This is a genomic window from Citricoccus sp. K5, from assembly GCF_902506195.1.
Lineage (GTDB): Bacteria > Actinomycetota > Actinomycetes > Actinomycetales > Micrococcaceae > Citricoccus.
Genome location: NZ_LR732817.1, coordinates 3,282,529 through 3,301,561 on the forward strand (window position 1 = coordinate 3,282,529; position 19,033 = coordinate 3,301,561).

The 19,033-nt window shown below is 69.6% G+C and carries 17 protein-coding genes; 11 read left to right on the plus strand and 6 right to left on the minus strand.

What is annotated here, in order from left to right; translation table 11 throughout:
• The first annotated feature begins 16 nt into the window (after nt 1–16).
• From hpaD to BOSE125_RS14815, 5 genes are read left to right on the plus strand one after another with little or no spacing between them, the layout of a single operon-like run.
• Nucleotides 17–1,183, plus strand: coding sequence for a 3,4-dihydroxyphenylacetate 2,3-dioxygenase (hpaD, locus tag BOSE125_RS14795; protein ID WP_159553762.1), 1,167 nt, complete (start codon nt 17–19; stop codon nt 1,181–1,183).
• A gap of 19 nt (nt 1,184–1,202) precedes the next feature.
• Entirely contained in the window at nt 1,203–1,988 is a 786-nt protein-coding gene (locus BOSE125_RS14800) for a 2-keto-4-pentenoate hydratase (protein WP_159553764.1), read from the plus strand.
• Nucleotides 1,973–2,785, plus strand: coding sequence for an HpcH/HpaI aldolase/citrate lyase family protein (locus tag BOSE125_RS14805; RefSeq protein ID WP_159553766.1), 813 nt, complete (start codon nt 1,973–1,975; stop codon nt 2,783–2,785). The genes BOSE125_RS14800 and BOSE125_RS14805 overlap by 16 nt, the downstream gene beginning before the upstream one ends.
• A 29-nt stretch (nt 2,786–2,814) precedes the next feature.
• Nucleotides 2,815–4,710 (plus strand): FAD-dependent monooxygenase, encoded by a 1,896-nt coding sequence (locus tag BOSE125_RS14810; protein WP_159553768.1) that lies wholly within the window; start codon nt 2,815–2,817, stop codon nt 4,708–4,710.
• Between the two features lie 57 nt (nt 4,711–4,767).
• Complete coding sequence (locus BOSE125_RS14815) at nt 4,768–6,150, plus strand: MFS transporter (protein ID WP_159553770.1); 1,383 nt, start codon at nt 4,768–4,770, stop codon at nt 6,148–6,150.
• Nucleotides 6,151–6,210: 60 nt separating this feature from the next.
• Here BOSE125_RS14815 and BOSE125_RS14820 read toward each other — a convergent pair whose 3' ends face one another.
• The 6 genes from BOSE125_RS14820 to BOSE125_RS14845 all read right to left on the minus strand — a co-directional run bounded on the left by BOSE125_RS14820 (nt 6,211) and on the right by BOSE125_RS14845 (nt 11,722).
• Nucleotides 6,211–8,586: a cation-translocating P-type ATPase gene (locus BOSE125_RS14820; RefSeq protein ID WP_159553772.1), complete on the minus strand. Its 2,376-nt coding sequence runs from the start codon at nt 8,584–8,586 to the stop codon at nt 6,211–6,213.
• A gap of 93 nt (nt 8,587–8,679) precedes the next feature.
• Entirely contained in the window at nt 8,680–8,916 is a 237-nt protein-coding gene (locus BOSE125_RS14825; protein WP_159553774.1) for a heavy-metal-associated domain-containing protein, read from the minus strand.
• Between the two features lie 52 nt (nt 8,917–8,968).
• A complete protein-coding gene (locus BOSE125_RS14830; protein ID WP_159553776.1) occupies nt 8,969–9,352 on the minus strand; it encodes a metal-sensitive transcriptional regulator in 384 nt (127 codons plus the stop codon).
• A 135-nt stretch (nt 9,353–9,487) separates the two neighbouring features.
• A complete protein-coding gene (locus BOSE125_RS14835) occupies nt 9,488–10,414 on the minus strand; it encodes a cation diffusion facilitator family transporter (RefSeq protein ID WP_159553778.1) in 927 nt (308 codons plus the stop codon).
• Between the two features lie 104 nt (nt 10,415–10,518).
• Nucleotides 10,519–11,292 (minus strand): low molecular weight phosphatase family protein, encoded by a 774-nt coding sequence (locus BOSE125_RS14840; RefSeq protein WP_159553780.1) that lies wholly within the window; start codon nt 11,290–11,292, stop codon nt 10,519–10,521.
• 28 nt (nt 11,293–11,320) lie between these two features.
• Nucleotides 11,321–11,722: a three-helix bundle dimerization domain-containing protein gene (locus BOSE125_RS14845; protein WP_159553782.1), complete on the minus strand. Its 402-nt coding sequence runs from the start codon at nt 11,720–11,722 to the stop codon at nt 11,321–11,323.
• A 193-nt stretch (nt 11,723–11,915) separates the two neighbouring features.
• On the opposite strand from BOSE125_RS14845, the gene BOSE125_RS14850 reads away from it, so the two are divergent.
• From BOSE125_RS14850 to rlmN, 6 genes are all read left to right on the plus strand, one after another.
• Entirely contained in the window at nt 11,916–13,286 is a 1,371-nt protein-coding gene (locus BOSE125_RS14850) for a hypothetical protein (protein ID WP_159553784.1), read from the plus strand.
• On the plus strand, nt 13,283–14,089 hold the full coding sequence (locus BOSE125_RS14855; protein ID WP_236558044.1) for an oxygenase MpaB family protein: 807 nt from the start codon (nt 13,283–13,285) through the stop codon (nt 14,087–14,089). Before BOSE125_RS14850 ends, BOSE125_RS14855 begins: the two co-directional genes overlap by 4 nt.
• Nucleotides 14,090–14,149: 60 nt before the next feature.
• The gene (locus tag BOSE125_RS14860) at nt 14,150–15,367 is read left to right on the plus strand and encodes an MFS transporter (protein ID WP_236558046.1); all 1,218 of its coding nucleotides are present in this window, start codon (nt 14,150–14,152) and stop codon (nt 15,365–15,367) included.
• A gap of 228 nt (nt 15,368–15,595) precedes the next feature.
• The gene (locus BOSE125_RS14865) at nt 15,596–15,997 is read left to right on the plus strand and encodes a hypothetical protein (RefSeq protein ID WP_159553786.1); all 402 of its coding nucleotides are present in this window, start codon (nt 15,596–15,598) and stop codon (nt 15,995–15,997) included.
• Between the two features lie 114 nt (nt 15,998–16,111).
• The gene (locus tag BOSE125_RS14870) at nt 16,112–17,422 is read left to right on the plus strand and encodes a hypothetical protein (protein WP_159553788.1); all 1,311 of its coding nucleotides are present in this window, start codon (nt 16,112–16,114) and stop codon (nt 17,420–17,422) included.
• A gap of 46 nt (nt 17,423–17,468) precedes the next feature.
• Nucleotides 17,469–19,028 (plus strand): 23S rRNA (adenine(2503)-C(2))-methyltransferase RlmN, encoded by a 1,560-nt coding sequence (gene rlmN, locus BOSE125_RS14875; protein WP_159553790.1) that lies wholly within the window; start codon nt 17,469–17,471, stop codon nt 19,026–19,028.
• The last annotated feature ends 5 nt before the right edge of the window (nt 19,029–19,033 follow it).

Genomic DNA, 19,033 nt, shown 5'->3' on the forward strand with positions numbered 1-19,033 from the left:
CAGAGCAAGGACCATCATGACCCACCTCGACGACCGGACGATGACGTCCTCGGGTTTCTACGTCTCCCAGGAAGCCCCCATCGTCTCCGACAATCCCGTCCCGACCCCGCAGGCCCCGGCCCCGGACATCCTGCGCTGCGCCTACATGGAGCTCATCGTGACCGACCTGGCGGCGTCCCGCCAGTTCTACGTCGACATCCTCGGGCTGTACGTCACCGAGGAGGACGATGAGGTCATCTACCTCCGCTCCACAGAGGAGTTCATCCACCACAACCTCATCCTGCGCAAGGGAGAGCTGGCTGCGGTGCGTGCGTTCTCGTACCGGGTGCGCGCACCCGAGGACCTGGACAAGGCGGTCGCGTTCTACGAAGAGCTCGGCTGCCGCGTGGAGCGCCGCCAAGAGGGCTTCACCAAGGGCATCGGCGACTCTGTGCGCGTGGAGGACCCGCTGGGCTTCCCGTACGAGTTCTTCCACCAGAGCGAGCACGTCGAGCGCATGTCGTGGCGCTACGACCTGCACATCCCGGGTGAGCTCGTGCGTCTGGACCACTTCAACCAGATCACACCCGACGTGCCGCGCGCGGTGAAGTACATGCAGGACCTCGGCTTCCGCGTCACGGAGGACATCCAGGACGACGAGGGCACGGTGTACGCCGCGTGGATGCGTCGCAAGCCCACTGTGCACGACACCGCCATGACCGGCGGCGACGGCCCGCGCATGCACCACGTGTGCTTCGCGACGCACGAGAAGCACAACATCCTCGCGATCTGCGACAAGCTCGGCGCACTCCGCCGTTCCGACTCGATCGAGCGCGGTCCCGGCCGCCACGGTGTCAGCAACGCGTTCTACCTGTACCTGCGCGACCCGGACGGGCACCGCGTCGAGGTCTACACGCAGGACTACTACACCGGCGACCCGGACAATCCCGTCGTCACGTGGGACGTGCACGACAACCAGCGTCGTGACTGGTGGGGCAACCCCGTGGTCCCCTCCTGGTACACCGACGGCTCGCTCGTGCTCGACCTGGACGGCAACCCGCAGCCGGTCATCGAGCGCACCGACAGCAGCGAGATGGCGGTGACGATCGGCGCCGACGGGTTCTCCTACACCCGTGAGGGCGACGCCGCCGGGACCTACACGGGCGAGGCCGCCAAGGGCTTCAAACTCGGACACCAGCTGTAGAGGCAGGGGAGACACGGACATGCTCGACCACTCAACGCACACGGCGATCGCCGACGAGTTGCACCAGGCCGGTGAGGACCGGACGCCGGTTCCGCTGCTCACGGCGCGGTACCCGGACATGGGGATCGAGGACTCCTACGCGGTCCAGGGGATCTGGGCCCGGCGGCAGATCGACGCCGGCCGGAAGAAGGCAGGTCACAAGATCGGCCTGACCTCCAAGGCCATGCAGGACGCCACCGGGATCGACGAACCGGACTACGGGGTGATCTTCGACGACATGGTGATGGAGTCCGGCCACGTCTTCGAGTGGTCGCGCTACACGCATCCGAGGGTCGAGATGGAGCTGGCCTTCGTGCTGAAGGACACCCTGGCGGGCCCGGGGGTGACGCTGTTCGACGTCCTGCGCGCCACCGAGTATGTGGTGCCGGCGCTGGAGGTGCTGGACTCCCGGATCGAGATGGAGGGGCGCACGATCACGGACACGATCAGTGACAACGCCGCGATGGGCGCCATGGTGTTCGGCGGCCGACCGGTCGCTCCCGATGCCGTGGACCTGCGCTGGGTGGCAGGGATGCTGTCCCGGAACCAGGAGATCATCGAGACGGGCGTGGCCGCCGGGGTGCTCAACCACCCGGCCAACGGGGTGCACTGGCTGGCGAACCGGATCGCCGGGCACGGGGACGTGCTGGAGGCCGGGGAGATCATCCTGGCCGGCTCCTTCACCCGGCCCATGTGGGTCTATGCCGGGGACACCGTCTACGCCGACTACGGGAACCTGGGGACCGTGACATGCCAATTCGCCTAGAACCGCAGCCCAGTTTCAAGGACCTGTTCAGCGCGCAGGCGCGCGCCGACCGGGACGGCCGGGCCCCGGCCGGGATGTTCATCAACTCGGCCGACCCGTCCGTCACCGAGATCTGTGCCTCTGCCGGCATGGACTTCCTCCTGGTCGACGGCGAGCACGCCCCGCTGGGCCTGGAGACCATCCAGTCCCAGCTGCGGGCCATGGCCGGGTACCCGGTCATCCCCATGGTCCGCGTGCCCGTCCTGGACCCCGTGCTGGTCAAGCAGTACCTGGACCTGGGGGCGCAGTCCCTCGTCATCCCGATGGTGGACAGCGTCGAGGATGCCGAGCGGGCCGTCCGGGCGATGCACTACCCGCCGCGCGGGATGCGCGGGGTCGGGTCCGCCCTGGCGCGCTCGGCGCGCTGGAACCGGGTCCCGGACTACCTGGCCCGTGCCGGGGACCTGGTGACCCTGGTGGTGCAGATCGAGTCCGCGGCCGCCGTCGCCGCCGCCGGGCAGATCGCGGCCGTGGACGGAGTGGACGGGATCTTCATCGGCCCCTCCGACCTGGCCGCCTCCATGGGACTGATCGGGCAGCAGAACCACCCGGACGTCGTCGCCGCGGTGAAGACCGTGATCGGGCAGGCCCGGGAGGCCGGCCGGTTCGTCGGCGTCAACGCGTTCGCCCCGGACCAGGCCCGGGACTACCTGGCCGCCGGCGCCGATTTCGTCAACGTGGCGGCCGACGTCGCCCTGCTGGCCCGCGCCACCGAGGCCCTCGCCGACACCTGGTGTGCCACCGGCACCGCCGAATAGAACGCTAGAACACCTGTAGAGGAGACCACATGCTGTTTCACCACAACGGGTACGTGTCCGGGGACCCGCGGGTCCAGCCCGCCGCCGGCGTGGGCGTGGACCGTTCCCCCGAGCTGCCCGAGACCATGGACGTCCTGGTGGTCGGCGCAGGACCGGCCGGCATGACCGCCACCGCCCAGCTGGCCAGCTTCCCCGAGGTCATGACGTGCCTCGTCGACCGCCGTCCGGAGCGGCTGGGGATCGGCCAGGCCGACGGCATCCAGGCCCGGAGCGTCGAGACGTTCCAGGCCTTCGGGTTCGCCGAGGAGATCGTCGCGGAGGCGTACCACCTGACCGAGATGAACTTCTGGAAGCCGGATCCCCAGGAGAGCGGCCACATCATCCGCACCGCACGGGCCGTGGACGACCCGGCCGGGGTCAGCGAGTTCCCGCACCTGATCGTCAACCAGGCCCGGGTGCTGGACTACTTCGCCCGCTTCGCCCGTCACGCGCCGTCCCGCACGGAGCCCTACTGGGGGTGGGAGTTCGTGTCCCTCGAGGTGGGCGAGGGCGAGTACCCGGTGACCGTCACCCTGAAGCGCACCGGTGAGACGGCTCAGTCCGGGGTGAACCCGGGCGAGACCCGGACCATCCGCACCAAGTACGTCGTCGGCGGGGACGGTGCCCACTCGAAGGTCCGCCGGGACATCGGCGCGCAGCACGTCGGTGCCGTGTCCTACCACGCCTGGGGCGTCATGGACGTCATCGCGGAGACCGACTTCCCGGACATCCGCACCAAGTGCGCCATCCAGTCCGAACACGGCTCGATCCTGCACATCCCGCGCGAGGGCGGCTTCCTATTCCGGATGTACGTGGACCTGGGTGAGGTGGACCAGCACGACGCGGGCGCCGTGCGCAAGACCCCGATCGAGTCGATCATCGCCCAGGCCAACCAGATCGTCTCGCCCTACACGGTGGACGTGAAGGACGTGGCGTGGTGGAGCGTCTACGAGGTGGGCCACCGGGTGACGGACCGGTTCGACGATGTCCAGGCCGAGGACGTCGGCCAGCGTCACCCCCACGTGTTCATCGCCGGGGACGCCTGTCACACCCACTCGGCGAAGGCCGGTCAGGGCATGAACGTCTCCATTCAGGACGCGTTCAACCTCGGCTGGAAGCTGGGCCACGTGCTGACCGGGCTCAGCCCGGAGTCGCTGCTGTCCACCTACTCGGCCGAGCGGCAGCCGGTGGCCCAGAAGCTGATCGACTTCGACCGCGAGTGGTCCTCGATGATGGCCGCCAAGCCGGAGGAGCTGGAGAGCGCCACCGCGCTGGAGGACTTCTACCAGAAGACCGCGGAGTTCCCGGCCGGCTTCATGACGGAGTACCCGGCCGGGCTGCTCGTGGCCGACGCCACCCACCAGGCGCTAGCCAGCGGGTTCCCTCTCGGCAAGCGCTTCAAGGCGCATCCGGCCAAGCGTGTCTCCGACACCACTCCGCACCGCTTCGGTCATCAGCACACGGCGGACGGGCGCTGGCGGATCTACGCCTTCGCCGATGCCGCCGTGTCCTCCGCCCAGGACTCGGCCCTGCGGACCTGGGCCGAATGGCTGGACTCCGAGGACTCCCCGGTCCGTCGCTTCACCCCCGCGGGCCGGGACCTGGACGCGCTGTTCGACGTCCAGGTGGTCTACCAGCAGCCCCACGAGGAGGTGGAGCTGATGAAGACGCCCTCGATCTTCCGTCCGCAGGTCGGCCGGTTCCAGGTCTCCAACCTCAACAAGGTCTGGGGCGTGGGTCCGGAGGACGACTTCTTCGAGGCACGCGGCCTGAGCCGCGACGGCGTGATCGTGGTGGTCCGGCCGGACCAGTACGTGGCCGCCGTGCTGCCGCTGACCGCCACGGACGAGCTCACGGACTTCTTCGAGCCGATCTTCACCCCGTGACCCCGACCTGCCCCGGCAGCCCCGCACATCTTCTCAGCACCACCCAACGAGGTACCCATGACTGAAACCCGACACTCCGACCGGGCCAACCAACGCCGCGTCGCTGCCGCCACCCTGGTCGGCACCACCGTGGAGTGGTATGACTTCTTCATCTACGCCACCATGGCCGGCCTGGTCTTCTCCCAGCTGTTCTTCGAGCCGGCGGGGGAGTCAATCGGCCTGCTGCTGTCCTTCGCGTCAGTGGGCATCTCCTTCCTGTTCCGCCCGCTCGGGGCGTTCCTGGCAGGCCACTACGGGGACAAGCTGGGCCGCCGCGTCATCCTGGTGGTCACGCTCATCATGATGGGCGGGGCCACCACCCTGATCGGCCTGTTGCCGACCTATGCGTCTGCCGGGGTCATCGCTCCGATCATGCTGATCCTGCTTCGCGTGCTCCAGGGCGTCTCCGCCGGGGGCGAGTGGGGTGGCGCGGCGCTGATGGCCGTGGAACACGCTCCGGCGAAGCGCCGCGGACTGGCCGGCTCCATGCCCCAGCTGGGGGTGCCCCTGGGCCTGCTGCTGGCCACCGGGGTGACCGCACTGATGACCGGCGTGATCTCTCCCGGGGAGCAGTTCCTCGAGTGGGGCTGGCGGATTCCCTTCATCGCCTCCGTGGTGCTGATCGGCGTCGGGTACTTCGTCCGGATGGCCGTGGACGAGTCCCCGGTGTTCAAGGAGATGGCCGAGAAGAAGGAGCAGACGAGTGTCCCGATCGTGGAACTGTTCCGCAAGTACTGGCACCTGGTGCTCCTGGCCTCGCTGATCTTCGTGGGCAACAACTCGGTGGGCTACATGTCCACGGGCGGTTTCATCCCTTCCTACGCCACCTCGGACGACATCGGGTTGGACAACACCGACGTGCTGATCGCCATGACGTTCGCCGCCGCGGTGTGGTTGCTCTCCACCCTCGGAGCCGGAATCCTCTCGGACTACATCGGGCGGAAACGGACGTATCAGCTCGGTTATGTCTGGCTGATCCTGGCGGTCTGGCCCCTGTTCCTGCTCATCGACACCGGCAGCCTGGCCAACCTCTACCTCGGCCTCGGTATCATCTGCATCGGCACCGGGCTGACCTATGGGCCGCAGGCCGCCCTCTACTCAGAGCTGTTCCCCGCCTCCATCCGGTTCTCCGGGGTGTCCATCTCCTATGCGATCGGGGCCATCCTGGGCGGGGCGTTCGCGCCCATGATCGCCCAGGCCCTCCTGGACGCCACAGGATCCTCCGGGGCCATCGCCGTCTACCTCATCGGGATGTGCGTGGTGGCGCTGATCGCCGTGAGCCTGGTCCGGGACCGCTCCGGGATCGACCTCTCCATCCACAACCAGGCCGAGCAGGAGGTCGGGAGCACGGTGTTCGATCAGCGTCCCGTGCCGGCGGCCCGAGAGATGTCCTCGCACTAGGGTTGCCCGGGAGGCGGGTGGTCAGCGCCGGTCAACGGGTGGTGAGCGCGGTCAGTGCGGTCAGCGCCCGAACCGCGTCAGCCGCAGCGAGTTGGCCACCACCAGCACCGAGCTCAGGGCCATGGCCGCGCCGGCCAGCATCGGGTTGAGCAGTCCGGCGGCTGCCACCGGGATGCCGATCGTGTTGTAGGCGAAGGCCCAGAACAGGTTCGACTTGATGATGCCCAGCGTCTTCCGGCTGAGCTGCACGGACTGGACCACCTGGCCCAGGGACGAACCCATCACGGTGATGTCGGCGGCCTCCCGGGCCACATCCGTGCCGGAGCCCATGGCGATCCCGAGGTCGGCCTGGGCCAGGGCGGGAGCGTCGTTCACGCCGTCGCCCACCATGGCCACCACGCGGCCGGCCTCCTGCAGCTCGATCACCTTGGCCACCTTGTCCTCGGGGCGCACCCCGGCGAACACATCCCCCGCGGAGATCCCGACGGCGGCCGCCACCTGAGCGGCGACCTGCGCGTTGTCCCCGGTCAGGAGGATGGGACGCAGGTCCAGGCGCTTGAACTCGGCGATCGCCGGCGCCGAGGACTCCTTGATGGTGTCCTGCAGGGAGATGATCCCGGCGACCTGACCGTCCACGGAGACCCAGATCGCGGTGGCGCCGGCGGCCTCGGCGTCAGCGAGCTGCTGCTCCTCAGCGGCGGTCAGGGCGCCGGAGTCCAACTCGGTGGAGATGTAGCTGGACCGCCCGGCGGCCACGGTGTGGGCCTGGACCGTTCCGCGCACGCCGCCGCCGGGGGCCGACTCGAAGCCGTCCACCTCGGGGACCGTGCCGCCGTCCGCCTCCCGGGCGGCCGCCGTGATCGCGGCGGCGATGGGGTGCTCGGAGTGCGACTCGACGGCCCCGGCCAAGCGCAGGACCTGATCGGCGTCGTGGCGGTTGAGGGGCGTGACGGAGCTGACGGCGAGGTCGCCGGCCGTCACGGTACCGGTCTTGTCCAGCACGATCGTGTCCACGGTGCGGGTGTCCTCAAGGACCCCCGGGCCGCGGATGAGGATGCCCAGCTGGGAGGCCCGGCCGGTGCCGGCCAGCAGACCGACGGGAGTGGCCAGGCCCAGCGCGCAGGGGCAGGCGATGACCAGGACGGCGACGGCGGCGCGGAAGGCCGCGTGCAGGTCACCCGAGAAGACGAGCCAGAGGGCGAAGGTGATCACGGCGATCACGAGCACGATCGGCACGAAGACCGCGGAGATGCGGTCCGCCAGCCGGGCGATCGGTGCCTTTCCCGTCTGGGCATCGGAGACGAGCCGGCCCATCTGGGCGAGGGTGGTGTCCGAGCCGGTCCGGGTGGCGCGGACCAGCAGCCGTCCCGAGGTGTTGACGGTGGCCCCGGTGACGGTGTCCTCCGGGCCGACCTCCTCGGGGACCGATTCACCGGTGATCAGCGAGGTGTCCACGGCGGAATGGCCGGAGACCACGTAGCCGTCCGTGGCGACCTTCTCGCCCGGGCGGACCACGAACTCGTCACCGGGCACCAGCTGGGCCGCCGGAACGGTGACCTCCACGCCGTCGCGCAGCACCGTGGCGGTCTTGGCGCCGAGATCCAGCAGCGACTTCAGGGCATGGCCGGCCCGCTTCTTGGCGCGCGCCTCCAACCAACGGCCGAGGAGCAGGAACGTGGTGACCACGCCGGCGGTCTCGAAGTACAGCTGGTGATCAGCCATGCTGGCCATGCCACCACCGGCCATGGCCGCGCCAGCGTGGGCGGTCATGGCCGGGTCCAGCAGGAGTTCGGCCGTGGAGAAGCCCCAGGCGGCGAGCACGCCGATCGAGACGAGGGTGTCCATGGTGGAGGATCCGTGGCGGGCGGCCTTGAAGGCGGCGGTGTGGAACGGCCAGGCCGCCCAGAAGGTCACCGGTGTGGCCAGGGCGAGGGCCACCCAGCCCCAGTGGGGGAACTGCAGGGCAGGCACCATGGAGATCAGGAAGAGCGGGATGGTGAGCACGGCGGCCCCGATGAGCCGGGGCTTGATCACGTCGCCCGAGGGGCCGTGGTTCAGATGGTCTTCGTGTCCCTCGTGCCCGTCAGGTCCGTGGTTGCCGTGGTCGCCGTCGCTCGGCTCCGCGCCGTGGCCGGGCACAGGGTGACCAGAGCCCGTGACGGTGGTGGAGGTGTGGTCATGTGGTGCGCGGTGGATCGAGGCCGAGTAGCCGGCCCGATCAACGGCGGCGATGATCTCCTCGTCGGTGACGGACGGAGGAACAGCGACGGCGGCGGACTCGAGCGGCAGGTTGACCGTGGCGGTGACGCCGTCGAGCTTGCCGAGCTTGCGCTCCACCCGTCCGACGCACGAGGCGCACGTCATGCCGGTGATATCCAGATCCACCCGGCGAGTTCCGCTGCCCTCGGCGGCTGCGCTCTTCACTGTCTCGCTCATGGCAATCTCTCCTGTCCATCTGGTGTTTCCGACGGGCCGTTGCCGGCCATCGCTGGCTGCTGCCGGCCGACGCTCGGGCCGGATCAGGACCGATCAGGCCAGGTCGAGCCCGGGGGTGGCCACGGCGTAGCCGGCCTCTTCGACGGCGGCCTTTAGGTCCTCAGGGGCCGGGGCGCGTCCCTCGGTGGCGACGGTGGCGATGGACGTTCCTCCGGCCACGAGGGTGACGTCGACGCCGGTGACACCCGGCAGTTCCTGGAGTTCCTCGGTGACGCTCGCAACGCAGTGGTTGCAGGTCATGCCGTTGATCTTGATGTCGGTGGTGGTCATGGTGATCCTCCGTGGGTGGTGATGTCGTGTGGTGGGGCCGGCGGCGAGCCGGTCAGCGCATGAGCCGGGCGATGGCGGCGGTGGCCTCGGCGACCTTGGCCTGCACGGCCTCGTCATTGCCGGTGTCCCGGGCCTCGCGGGCGGCATCGGCCACGCAGTGACCCATGTGGTCCTCGAGCAGGCCGAGGCTGACGGCATGCAGGGCCTTGGTGGCGGCGGCGACCTGGGTCAGGATGTCGATGCAGTACTTGTCCTCGTCCACCATCTTGGAGATGCCACGGACCTGTCCCTCGATACGGCGCAGCCGCTTGAGGTAGGCGTCCTTGCTGGGGCTGTATCCGTGGTGCGCCCCGTCTGCAGCGTCCGTGCCTGTGTCGACTGACGACTGGGCGTCCGGGCCAGAGGCGCTGTGAGGGTCCGTGATGTCAGTGCTCATGACTCGAAGATATACCCCATAGGGGTATCGGCGCAAGTACCCCCACGGGGTATCAAGTGCGGTTCGTCCACAGTCGCGGCGGCTCGTGACGACTGGCGCCGCGGCCGGTGTGATCGCTGGCCTTTCTGGCGCGGGTCAGGAGTGCAGGTGCCCTTCCTGGTCTCGGTGGCCCGGTGGCTCCAGTTGGAACGTGCTGTGGTCCACGGGGAGGGCGAAGTGTTCGGCCACGCAGTCCTGCAGTGACCTCAGGATCTCCATGGTGTGGCCGTCCCCGAAACAGCCGTGCTCCACCACCACGTGGGCCGTGAGCACGGGGGTCCCGGTATCGATCCGGGAGACGTGCAGGTCGTGGACCTCGAGCACGTGGGGTTGTCCGAGCAGGTGCGTCCGGATCTCCGTGAGGTCCAACTCCCGTGGAACGGACTCGAGCAGGACGCTGCCGGCCTCCCGCAGGATCACCAACGCGCGCGGAAGGATGAGCGCGGCGATGACCATTCCGGCCAGGGCGTCCGCACGGGTCCAGCCGGTCGTCGCGACGACCACGGCACTGACGATGACAGCGACCGAGCCGAGGGCATCATTGACGACCTCCAGGAAGGCAGCCCTCAGGTTCAGCGACCCATCTCGCCCGCCGGCCAGGACGGCGAGGGCCACCAGGTTGCCGGCCAGGCCAATGATGCCGAAGGCCAATAGCCCGTCGGCGTCAACCTCGGCCGGCTCGGCGAGGCGCCGGAGGCCCTCGAAGAGCGCATAGATGCCGACGGCGAGCAGCACCGTTGCCTGGGCGCCGGCGGCCAGCACCTCGGTGCGGAGCAGCCCCCAGGTGCGGCGGTCGGTGGGCGGACGCAGCATCAGGTTGGCCGCGATGAGCGCGACCAGGAGGCCGCCGGCGTCGGTGAGCATGTGGCCGGCATCCACGAGCAGGGCCAGGCTCCCGGTCAGCCAGGCGCCGATCACCTCGGCGACGAGGATGCTGGCGGTGATGCCGAAGGCGATCGCGAGTCGGCTCCGAGAGGACCCGGCACCGTGCTGGTGGCCGGGTCCGTGCGTCGAGTCAGTCATGCCGTGATGATAGGCCGCCGGATCTCCGGCCCGGGCCACAGGCCGGTGTGGGGCCTGTGCCGTCCTGTGGGCGCAGGCGCCGGCGCGAGTGTGGGCCGGGGGTGTCAGGCGCTCATCTGCAGGGGCGGATGGTCGCGACGATCGGACCCAGCCGCTGTGCCGGCACCAGTGCCGGCCCCAGCCCGGGCGGCAGTATCGACGCCGACCTCACGCATCAGATCCAGCACCCGCGTGTCGAGGTCGTCTCGCATGGCCCGGATGTCCTCGAGGGACCGTCCCACGAAATTGGGGATGTCCCACTCGCGGTAGTCCTTGCCGGGCAGCTGCTCCACCTGCTCGCCGCAGGACAGGGTGACCACGTGCTGGGCGGCGGCGTGGACATCCCCGGACAGCGGCTTGGGGTAGGCCTGGTCCAAAGGGATGCCGATCTCGGCCATGACGGCCACGGCGTCCTCATAGAGGTGGCCCACCGGCGTCAGGCCGGCGGAGCGGGCCGTGACCCGCCCCTCCGAATGCTTGAGCATCAGGGAGGCGGCCATCTGGGACCGACCGGCGTTGGCGTCATCAATGAACAGCACGCGGGGCAGGGGTGATTCGATGATCCCCCGGGCGATCCCGATGGCGCGCAGCTGGCTGTCCGCGAAGTTGCCGGCCAGCAGGGGCAAGAAAGTCTTCACGGCCGCCCGGCGGTCCATCTCCCGGTAGGTCTCGTCCAGGATCCGGTCGACCGTGGCGCGATCGGCCACCTTGGCGTATCGCTCGTGCAGGTGGGCCGCCGTCCGTTCCAGGACGTGGCGGTCCAACTCGGGGACGGCGCCGGCGGCATCGAGTCCACGGTCATCCGGAGCCGTGTCCAAGGGGTTCTGGTGGGTGGTCATGGCTGCTCCTGGGTGGGAGTGTGGGGGATCAGGCGGCTACTGTCATCCCGCCTGGGGTCTCGACGGTCTTGACCTCGGGAGTGCCGGCCGCGGCGGTGCGGTCAGCGATCCCGCGCAGGCGGGTCTCGGCCTGGTTCAGGGCGAGGGTGGGCAGGTAGGTCTTCAGCCGGGCCGTGCGGTCCAGTTCGCGATAGGCGGCGTGGACGGTGCGGTGGATGACGCCGCCGTCCAGGACCTGGGCAAACTTCGCCTGCAGGTCAGCGACTCCACGGGACAGCACGTGGGCATGGACGATCTGATTGGCCCCGGTGGGCAATGCGCCGCCCATGCCGTTGCCGGTGGAGGGGGTCATCGCGCGGCGGCCGGCCGTCCGGCGAGAGCGGTTCTCGGCCTCCGTGGCCTGGTTCTCGGTCATGACATCGGTGGTCATGGGCACCTCCTTCTGTGGTCCCGCCAACCCTTGTTGGCGAGCCCGTCTCCTTCGCTAAGTGAACAAAAGGTAAACGGAGTATGAATCAGCATAGTCCAGTCGGCGTCAAAACGGTAGAAGGTCATTCCTCGCATCCGCCCACGACACGTCAGACATTGGGCCCGGGTGAGCACCGCGTGCCACCATCGTCAACGTGACGGACTTCAGCGCAACCCCAGCAACCGCCACCGGTCGACCGTCGGTGACCAGGGTCCCGGAGGGCCATCCCCGCCCGCTCGAGAGGCTCCTGTCGGTCCGCCGGCTCACCAGCCCGGTGGCCCGTGAGTCTCTGGCCATCTGGGTGGCCATCGCCGCCGGAGCCGCGGGAGCCGCCGTCGGGCTGGTGGTGTTCTTCGGGCGCCGTGCGCCCCTGTCCGGCGACTGGTCGGTGGGTACCGCGGCGGCCATCCTGACCGCCGTGGCCGCCGGACTCGCCTGCCTGGTGGGACTGGCTCGCTCCACGCGCACCACCCACCAGTGGATGACGCAACGGCACTGGGGCTGGATGGTGGCGGACGCCGTCGGGCTCGTGGTGGTCCACGGAGCGATCGCGGTGATGGCCTGCCTGGCCTTGTTCCGCCTGTTCCAGGAGGCCTTCACCGGTCTGACCGTGGACGGCATCGCCTCCACGGTCATGCTGACGCTCACCGGCACCGTGGCGGGTTACCTCGGGTTCAACTCCTCGGCGCGGATCTCCACCCGGTCCCTGTCCACCCTGCTCGCGCTGTTCATGGCCTCCGGGATGATCGTCTCGATGCTCCTGGCGGAGAACCCGTTCTGGTGGCATGCCTTCTTCTCCGAGCTCGGCACCGGCCAGGCCGGCATCCTCTCCTTCTGGACCTTCAACACCACCCTCACGGTCTCCGGGCTGGTGCTGACCACGCTGTCCTCCTTCATCACCCAGGACCTGTTCACCTGGGCCCGGGACCGTGCCCGGCGCGGCGTGCGCAAGGCCCGGATCGGGGTGCTTCGCTGGTCCCTGTTCGTCATCGGGCTGTGCATGATGGGAGCCGGCGTGGTCCCCATCAACTTCTCCGACCCCGTGCACTCGACCTTCATCCGCGTCCTCGGCGTCGTCTTCATCGTGCTGCTGGCCAGTATCCAGCTCTGGCTCCCCGGATTCCCGCCCGCCGTCTATGTGGGCACGTACCTCATGCTCGGCCTGGGAATCATCGCCACCCTGCTGTGGTTCCCGCTGCGCTACTACAACCTGACCGGCTTCGAACTCGCCATGGGCGGGGTGATCTACGCCTGGCTCGTGGTCTTCATCCGCAACCTCGATGCCGTGCTCACCGAGGCCGGCATGGGTGACCGGGCCCGGGACGCGGCCGTCCAGGAGGCGGTGGATGCTGTGGATGCGGCGCAGGAGACTGACGAGGCTGTCGCGCCAGTGCCGCAGCGGCCCGCCACCACTGCGTTCCCGGCCTCCACCGCACCCTTCACGACGCCGGCGCGGCAGCCGGACGGACGGCCCGCCTACCGCGGGTGGACGATTGGTCCAGTCGGGCCCGGGGACCGGCGATGACCGCACCGTCCGGCACGGAGGACCTGGCCCGGGAGGCGGTGGTGCTGGCCGGCGCCGGGGCGGCGATCCTGCTCCAGGTATCCCACCCGTCCGTGGGCGCCGGGGTGGCACAACACTCCGATTTCGCGTCCGACCCTCTCAAGCGTCTGCGCCACACCCTGCAGTTCGTCTATGCGGCTGTGCTCCCAGAGGCGGGGGCCGCGCGGGAGCGGGTCGCCGGCTGGGTGGGCGCCGCGCACGCTCCGGTCCAGGGCACGGATGCCACCGGACGTTCGTACTCCGCCGCCGATCCGCAGGCCCAGCTCTGGGTCACAGCCACCCTCTATTGGGCGGCTGAGCAGGCGCGGTGGCGGATCTGGGGTGAGTGGCCGGCCGCTGTTGCGGGAGACTCCGCAGAGGCTGCAGGCGAGGCCGAGGCTGCCTACCGCGACTACGCCGTCCTGGGGACCCTGCTGGGCATGCCCGCTGACCTCTGGCCCGAGGACCGGGCGGCCTTCGCGCGGTACTGGGACGCCGCCGTCGTGAGCCTGGAGGTGACGGACGAGGCCCGGGAGATCTGCCGGGAGCTGTTCGCCGCTGCGGCGGCGCCGTGGTGGCTCCGGCGGCTGATGCCGTTGGTGCGGTTCGTCTCGGCAGGGATGCTGCCCGCGAGGGTCCGCAGCCAGCTCGGCCTCGACTGGGACGGGGCCGACTCCCGGCGGGAGGATGCACTGTGGGGCGTGCTCCGGGCGGTGTACCCGCGGCTTCCCCTGCGATGGCGTCAGCTGCCCGCGCGGCTGGTGGTGCGCAGCCTCCAGGCCTGAACCCGTGGTCGGCTCGCGAGGTTGCGCCGTGGGCGGGCACCGCGCTGGCACAATGCTGGGATGACCACTTCATCGGCGTCCGGGCGGTCGAACCGACCCGCGGCGGTCTCGTGGGTCTACCTGGCGCTCTGCGTGGTCTTCGTGTCCCTCAACCTGCGGACCCTGTTCTCGAGCTTCTCGGCCATCCTCCCGGAGATCGTCGCCGCCACTGGCCTGCCGGCGTGGGGCGCCACCCTGCTGACGACCGTTCCGACCACCCTGCTCGGGCTCTTCGCACCGCTCGCACCGGCCCTCGCCCGCCGCTTCGGCACATGGCAGGTCCTGACGGGGGCGCTGGTGCTGCTGACGATCGGCCTGGTACTGCGCTCGGTCCCCGTTCCCGACGGCGGCGCCGTGCTCACCCTCCTGGCCGGCACCGTGGTCTCCGGGGCGGCGATCGCCCTGGCCAACGTGGTGCTGCCCAGCATCGTCAAACAGGACTTCGCCGAGCATCAGGGCCTGATGAGCGGGCTGTACACCACCGCGATCTGTGGTTCCGCGGCCTTCGGCGCCGGGCTGACCTTCCCGTTCTACGAGGCGGTGGGGGACTGGAACCTGGCCTTGGGCATCTGGGCCGTGCCCGTGGCGGTGGCCGCGGCACTGCTCATCCCCGTGCTCCTGCGGCACCGTTCCTCCGCCCGGGTCTCCACCTCGACCACGGGGCGTAGTCCGTTGACCTCACCGATCGCGTGGCACATCACCGCCCTCATGGTCTGCCAGGCCATGACCTCCTTCACCTGTTTCGCCTGGCTCGCCCCGATCCTGCGGGAACGCGGGATCGACGGCGGCCCGGCCGGGGGGATCGTGGCCTTCTCCATCGTCTTGCAGATGGCCGGCTCGCTCCTGGGCCCGGTCTGGGCGACGCGGCTGCGCTCGCAGTCATGGCTGAACGTGGCCGCCGCCGTGCTCACGGGCGGCGGGTTCATCCTGGCCATCCACGGCCCGTTGTCCGGGATCTGGTGGTGGACCGGCATCCTCGGTGTGGGGCAGGGTGCGCTGACCGCGTTGGCCCTGACCATGATCACGCTGCGCAGCACCACGCCCCACATGGCGATCCGGGTCTCCGGCATGATGCAAGGTCTGGGGTATGGACTGGGCTCGGCCGGGACCTTCATCACCGGCCAGATCTTCGCCACCACGGGGTCCTTCGGGCCGGCGGCCTGGCTGTTCGCCGCGTCCGGCCTCGGGGCGGCCGCCTTCGGCTGGCTGGCGGGCCGGGACCGGACGATAGCGGACTGAGCAGCGGCCTTGCTGCCTGGCCGACTGTGGCTGACCGGAGCTGACCGGTGAGAAGACTGGCCGTCTGGGCCTGGACCCGTGTTGCGCGCCCCGCCAGGCGGGTCAGACTCGATACCCTGATGGACGATCCGCAGGCGAATCCAGCCTGCGGTCCCTGGGCAGGGGTTGGCCTGCCGTGTTCCCGGACCCGTGCTGAAGCGGGCGCCGGATGAAGGGAAGCCACACCACGTGACCGTCCTCCTGAGCATCGTGCCGCGCGGCAAAGCGGACAGGGCCGGTCTCCAGGCCGTCTGCGCCGCCGCCGTCGAGTCCTACACACCCTTCCTCGGGCCCCGCTACGGACAGGAGCCAGTGGTCCACCGGGCGCTGACCTCCGGCGCAGCGCTGATCGAATGGCCGGCCACCGCGGCGCGCCACACGCGCCACAAGGGCATGCGGTGGGCTTCCGCGACGTTCCCGGGCATCGGCGATGAGCTGCTGCGTTCATCCGGGATCTTCGGCCGCCCGATGGAGATGCGTACCCCCGTAGGGGGCACGTACATGGCGATCGCCGGGAATCGGCGGGAGATCTTCGCCTGGAACACGGTTCCGGCCCTCGAAGCGGTCCACTATGGCGAAGACGCCGGGTAACTCTACCTCTCCAACCGCCCCCTGGCCATCGCCCTCGCCAAGGTCCGGGGTGACGTCGATGCGGTCGAGACCAGCGACGACTACCTGGCCGAGGCCCTCAACTTCGGCTACTCCATGTCCGGCCAGACCCCCTTCGCGGGTGTGCGGACCATCCCCACGCGGAGTGCGGTGAAGATCTCCGCGGGACGGCTGGAGGTGGTGGAGGGGCCCGCGCGGCCCCCAGCCGCGATCGTCCAGACGGAGGACGTGTTCCAGCAGGGAGTGTCCGAACTCGAAGCGGCGCTGTACAGCTCCACCGACCGGCTCCTGGCCGCCTTGCCCGAGAAGCCCATCCAGTTGCGCCTGAGCGGCGGCAAGGACAGCCGCCTGCTGCTGGGGCTCTTGCGGAACCGGGGCGTGAAGGACCTCCACGCGGTGACCCAGGGTGACGAGAACAGCCAGGAGGTGATGGTCGCGGCGCAGCTGGCCGAGTTGGCCGGCATCCAGCACTCCGTGGTCCGGGCGGCCATGAGCGTTCCGAGCAGCGTCATCGATTCCTTCACCCAGTCCCTCCGGGACGGCCAGGGATATTTCCTGTCCGAGGCCATCGGCGCCCCCTACGCCTTCGCCGCCCCCTTCGTGGTCGGGGAGGGCTACGCCGCCGGGCAGTGGCCCACATTCAAAGGGCTCTATCAGCGCAAGAGGACCATCGTCCAGGAGGACCTGGACCGCGAGTGGGCGGCGCACAATGCACAGATCCTGACACCGGAACTCAACGAGAGGACAGCGCAGGCCTTGCTGGACTGGGCGGAGTCCATGCCCGGCAGTACCCCGGCGGACATCCTCTACGCCTACGGCAGGGACATCCGCGCCAGCCGGTACATCATGCAGGCCAGCACCGTGGTGGTGGATGCGTACTCGCAGGTGTTCTGCCCCTTCGCGGACTCCGAGGTCACCGCAGTCTCGGATGCCCTGTCTCCGTACCTGCGCTTCTTCCACGTGGCGATGTTCATGGTGATGCGCCGGGTGTGGAGTGAGTCGCTGGCCGTCCCCCTCGCCCGCGGCGGCCGCTTCCGGTTCGAGCGGGACGGGCCCTTGGAGAAGCTCAGCGGCCCGGATTACGCCCAGCGCGCGGCCACCCCCGAACCCCGGCCGGTCACCGTGCTGGGCGCCGAGCAGATGGCGGACGTCCCGGACCGGATGCTTGTCGATGAGCCCCTGACGGCCAGTGCCCGCTATCTACTGGACAGCGCCGCCTGGCCGCGCCTGGAACAGATCCTGAGTCCGGGCTTCGTGGCCCTGATCCACAGGCTGGCCGCCATGGAGACAGAACACGAGGCCCTGATGGCCCTGCGGACGAAGGTCCGCAGGATCCATACCCAGGTCAACCTCTCGCGCGCGATCCTGGCCGACCGCTGGTTGTCCCGGGAGTGGCTGCGTCCCTAGGATCTCTGTGGAGTCTCCCGTCCACCGATTGGACACTCATGGGAGAATGGCAGGGATGGCTGAGACTTCTCGTCCCCGCGGAGGGGACCACGGTACGGACCGCACTGACCGGACCTCGGCACGCCGGAAGGCACCCGAGGCCCGGCGTACGGCTGTCCCCGCGGACGCCCACCTGGAGCATGCCCGGGACGGCAAGCTCAAGCTGAACCGCCCCAAGCGCGGCCTGATCGACGAGACCGAGGCACAGCAGATCGCCGAGGACCGCGCCCGGCTGCAGCAGCAGGGAATCGGCGGGCCGCTGGACGGGCGGATGCTCTCCAACCCGGCCGCCACGGATGGAGACCGGCCCCAGGTCCGTCCCCAGGCCGAGGGCTGGCAGCAGCAGACCACCGACGACGGCCGGCCGCTGCTGCAGTTCAAGCAGCCTCGCGTGGCGCAGCCCAAGACCCACCTGGCGGACCTGACGCTCGCCGAACGCCAGGCCAAGGTGGCCGAACTCGGGTTCCCGGCGTTCCGCGCCAAGCAGCTCTCCAACCACTATTTCAATCACTTCACCTCGGACCCGGACCGGATGACAGACCTGCCGAAGGGCGCTCGGGAGAAGCTGGTGACGGAGATGATGCCGCCCCTGCTGACCGAGGTCCGCCGGCTCACCACGGACAACGGGGACACCATCAAGTTCCTCTGGCGGCTGTTCGACGGCGCCCTCGTGGAGTCGGTGCTCATGCGCTACCCGGGACGGGTGACCCTGTGCGTGTCCAGCCAGGCTGGCTGCGGCATGAACTGCCCCTTCTGTGCCACGGGCCAGAACGGGCTGACCCGCAACATGTCCACGGCCGAGATCGTGGAGCAGGTGGTCCGCGCCAACGAGGTCATCGCCGAGGGCGCACTGGGCGGCCTGCGCAAGGACGGCGGCCACAACGCCGAGCGCGTCACCAACATCGTGTTCATGGGCATGGGAGAGCCGCTGGCCAACTACAAGCGGGTCATCGCCTCGGTGCGCCGCATGGTGGACCCGGCTCCTGCCGGCCTGGGCATGTCCGCCCGCCACATCACCGTCTCCACGGTGGGCCTGGTGCCGGCCATCAACAGGCTGGCCGAGGAGGGCATCCCCGTCACCTTCGCCCTGTCCCTGCACGCCCCGGACGACGAGCTGCGGGACGAGCTCATCCCGGTGAACTCGCGGTGGAAGGCGGACGAGGCGATCGACGCGGCGTACAACTACTTCGTCAAGACCGGCCGGCGGGTGTCCATCGAGTACGCGCTGATCAAGGACATGAACGACCACGCCTGGCGCGCTGACCTGCTGGGCAAGAAGCTCAACGCCCGCGGCCGCGGCTGGGTGCACGTGAACCCGATCCCGCTGAACCCGACGCCGGGCTCGATCTGGACCTCGTCCGAACCGGACGTCACGGACGAGTTCATCAACCGCCTCGAGGCCGCCGGCATCCCCACCACGCTGCGGGACACCCGTGGCAAGGAGATCGACGGCGCCTGCGGCCAGCTGGCTGCCGAGGGGGACGAGGACGAAGGTGCGGAGGGTGCCGTCACGCCGTCGGGCCGGCGCCCCGGCGGGACCTCCGCCTCGATCGACCTGCGCGCCTGAGCCAG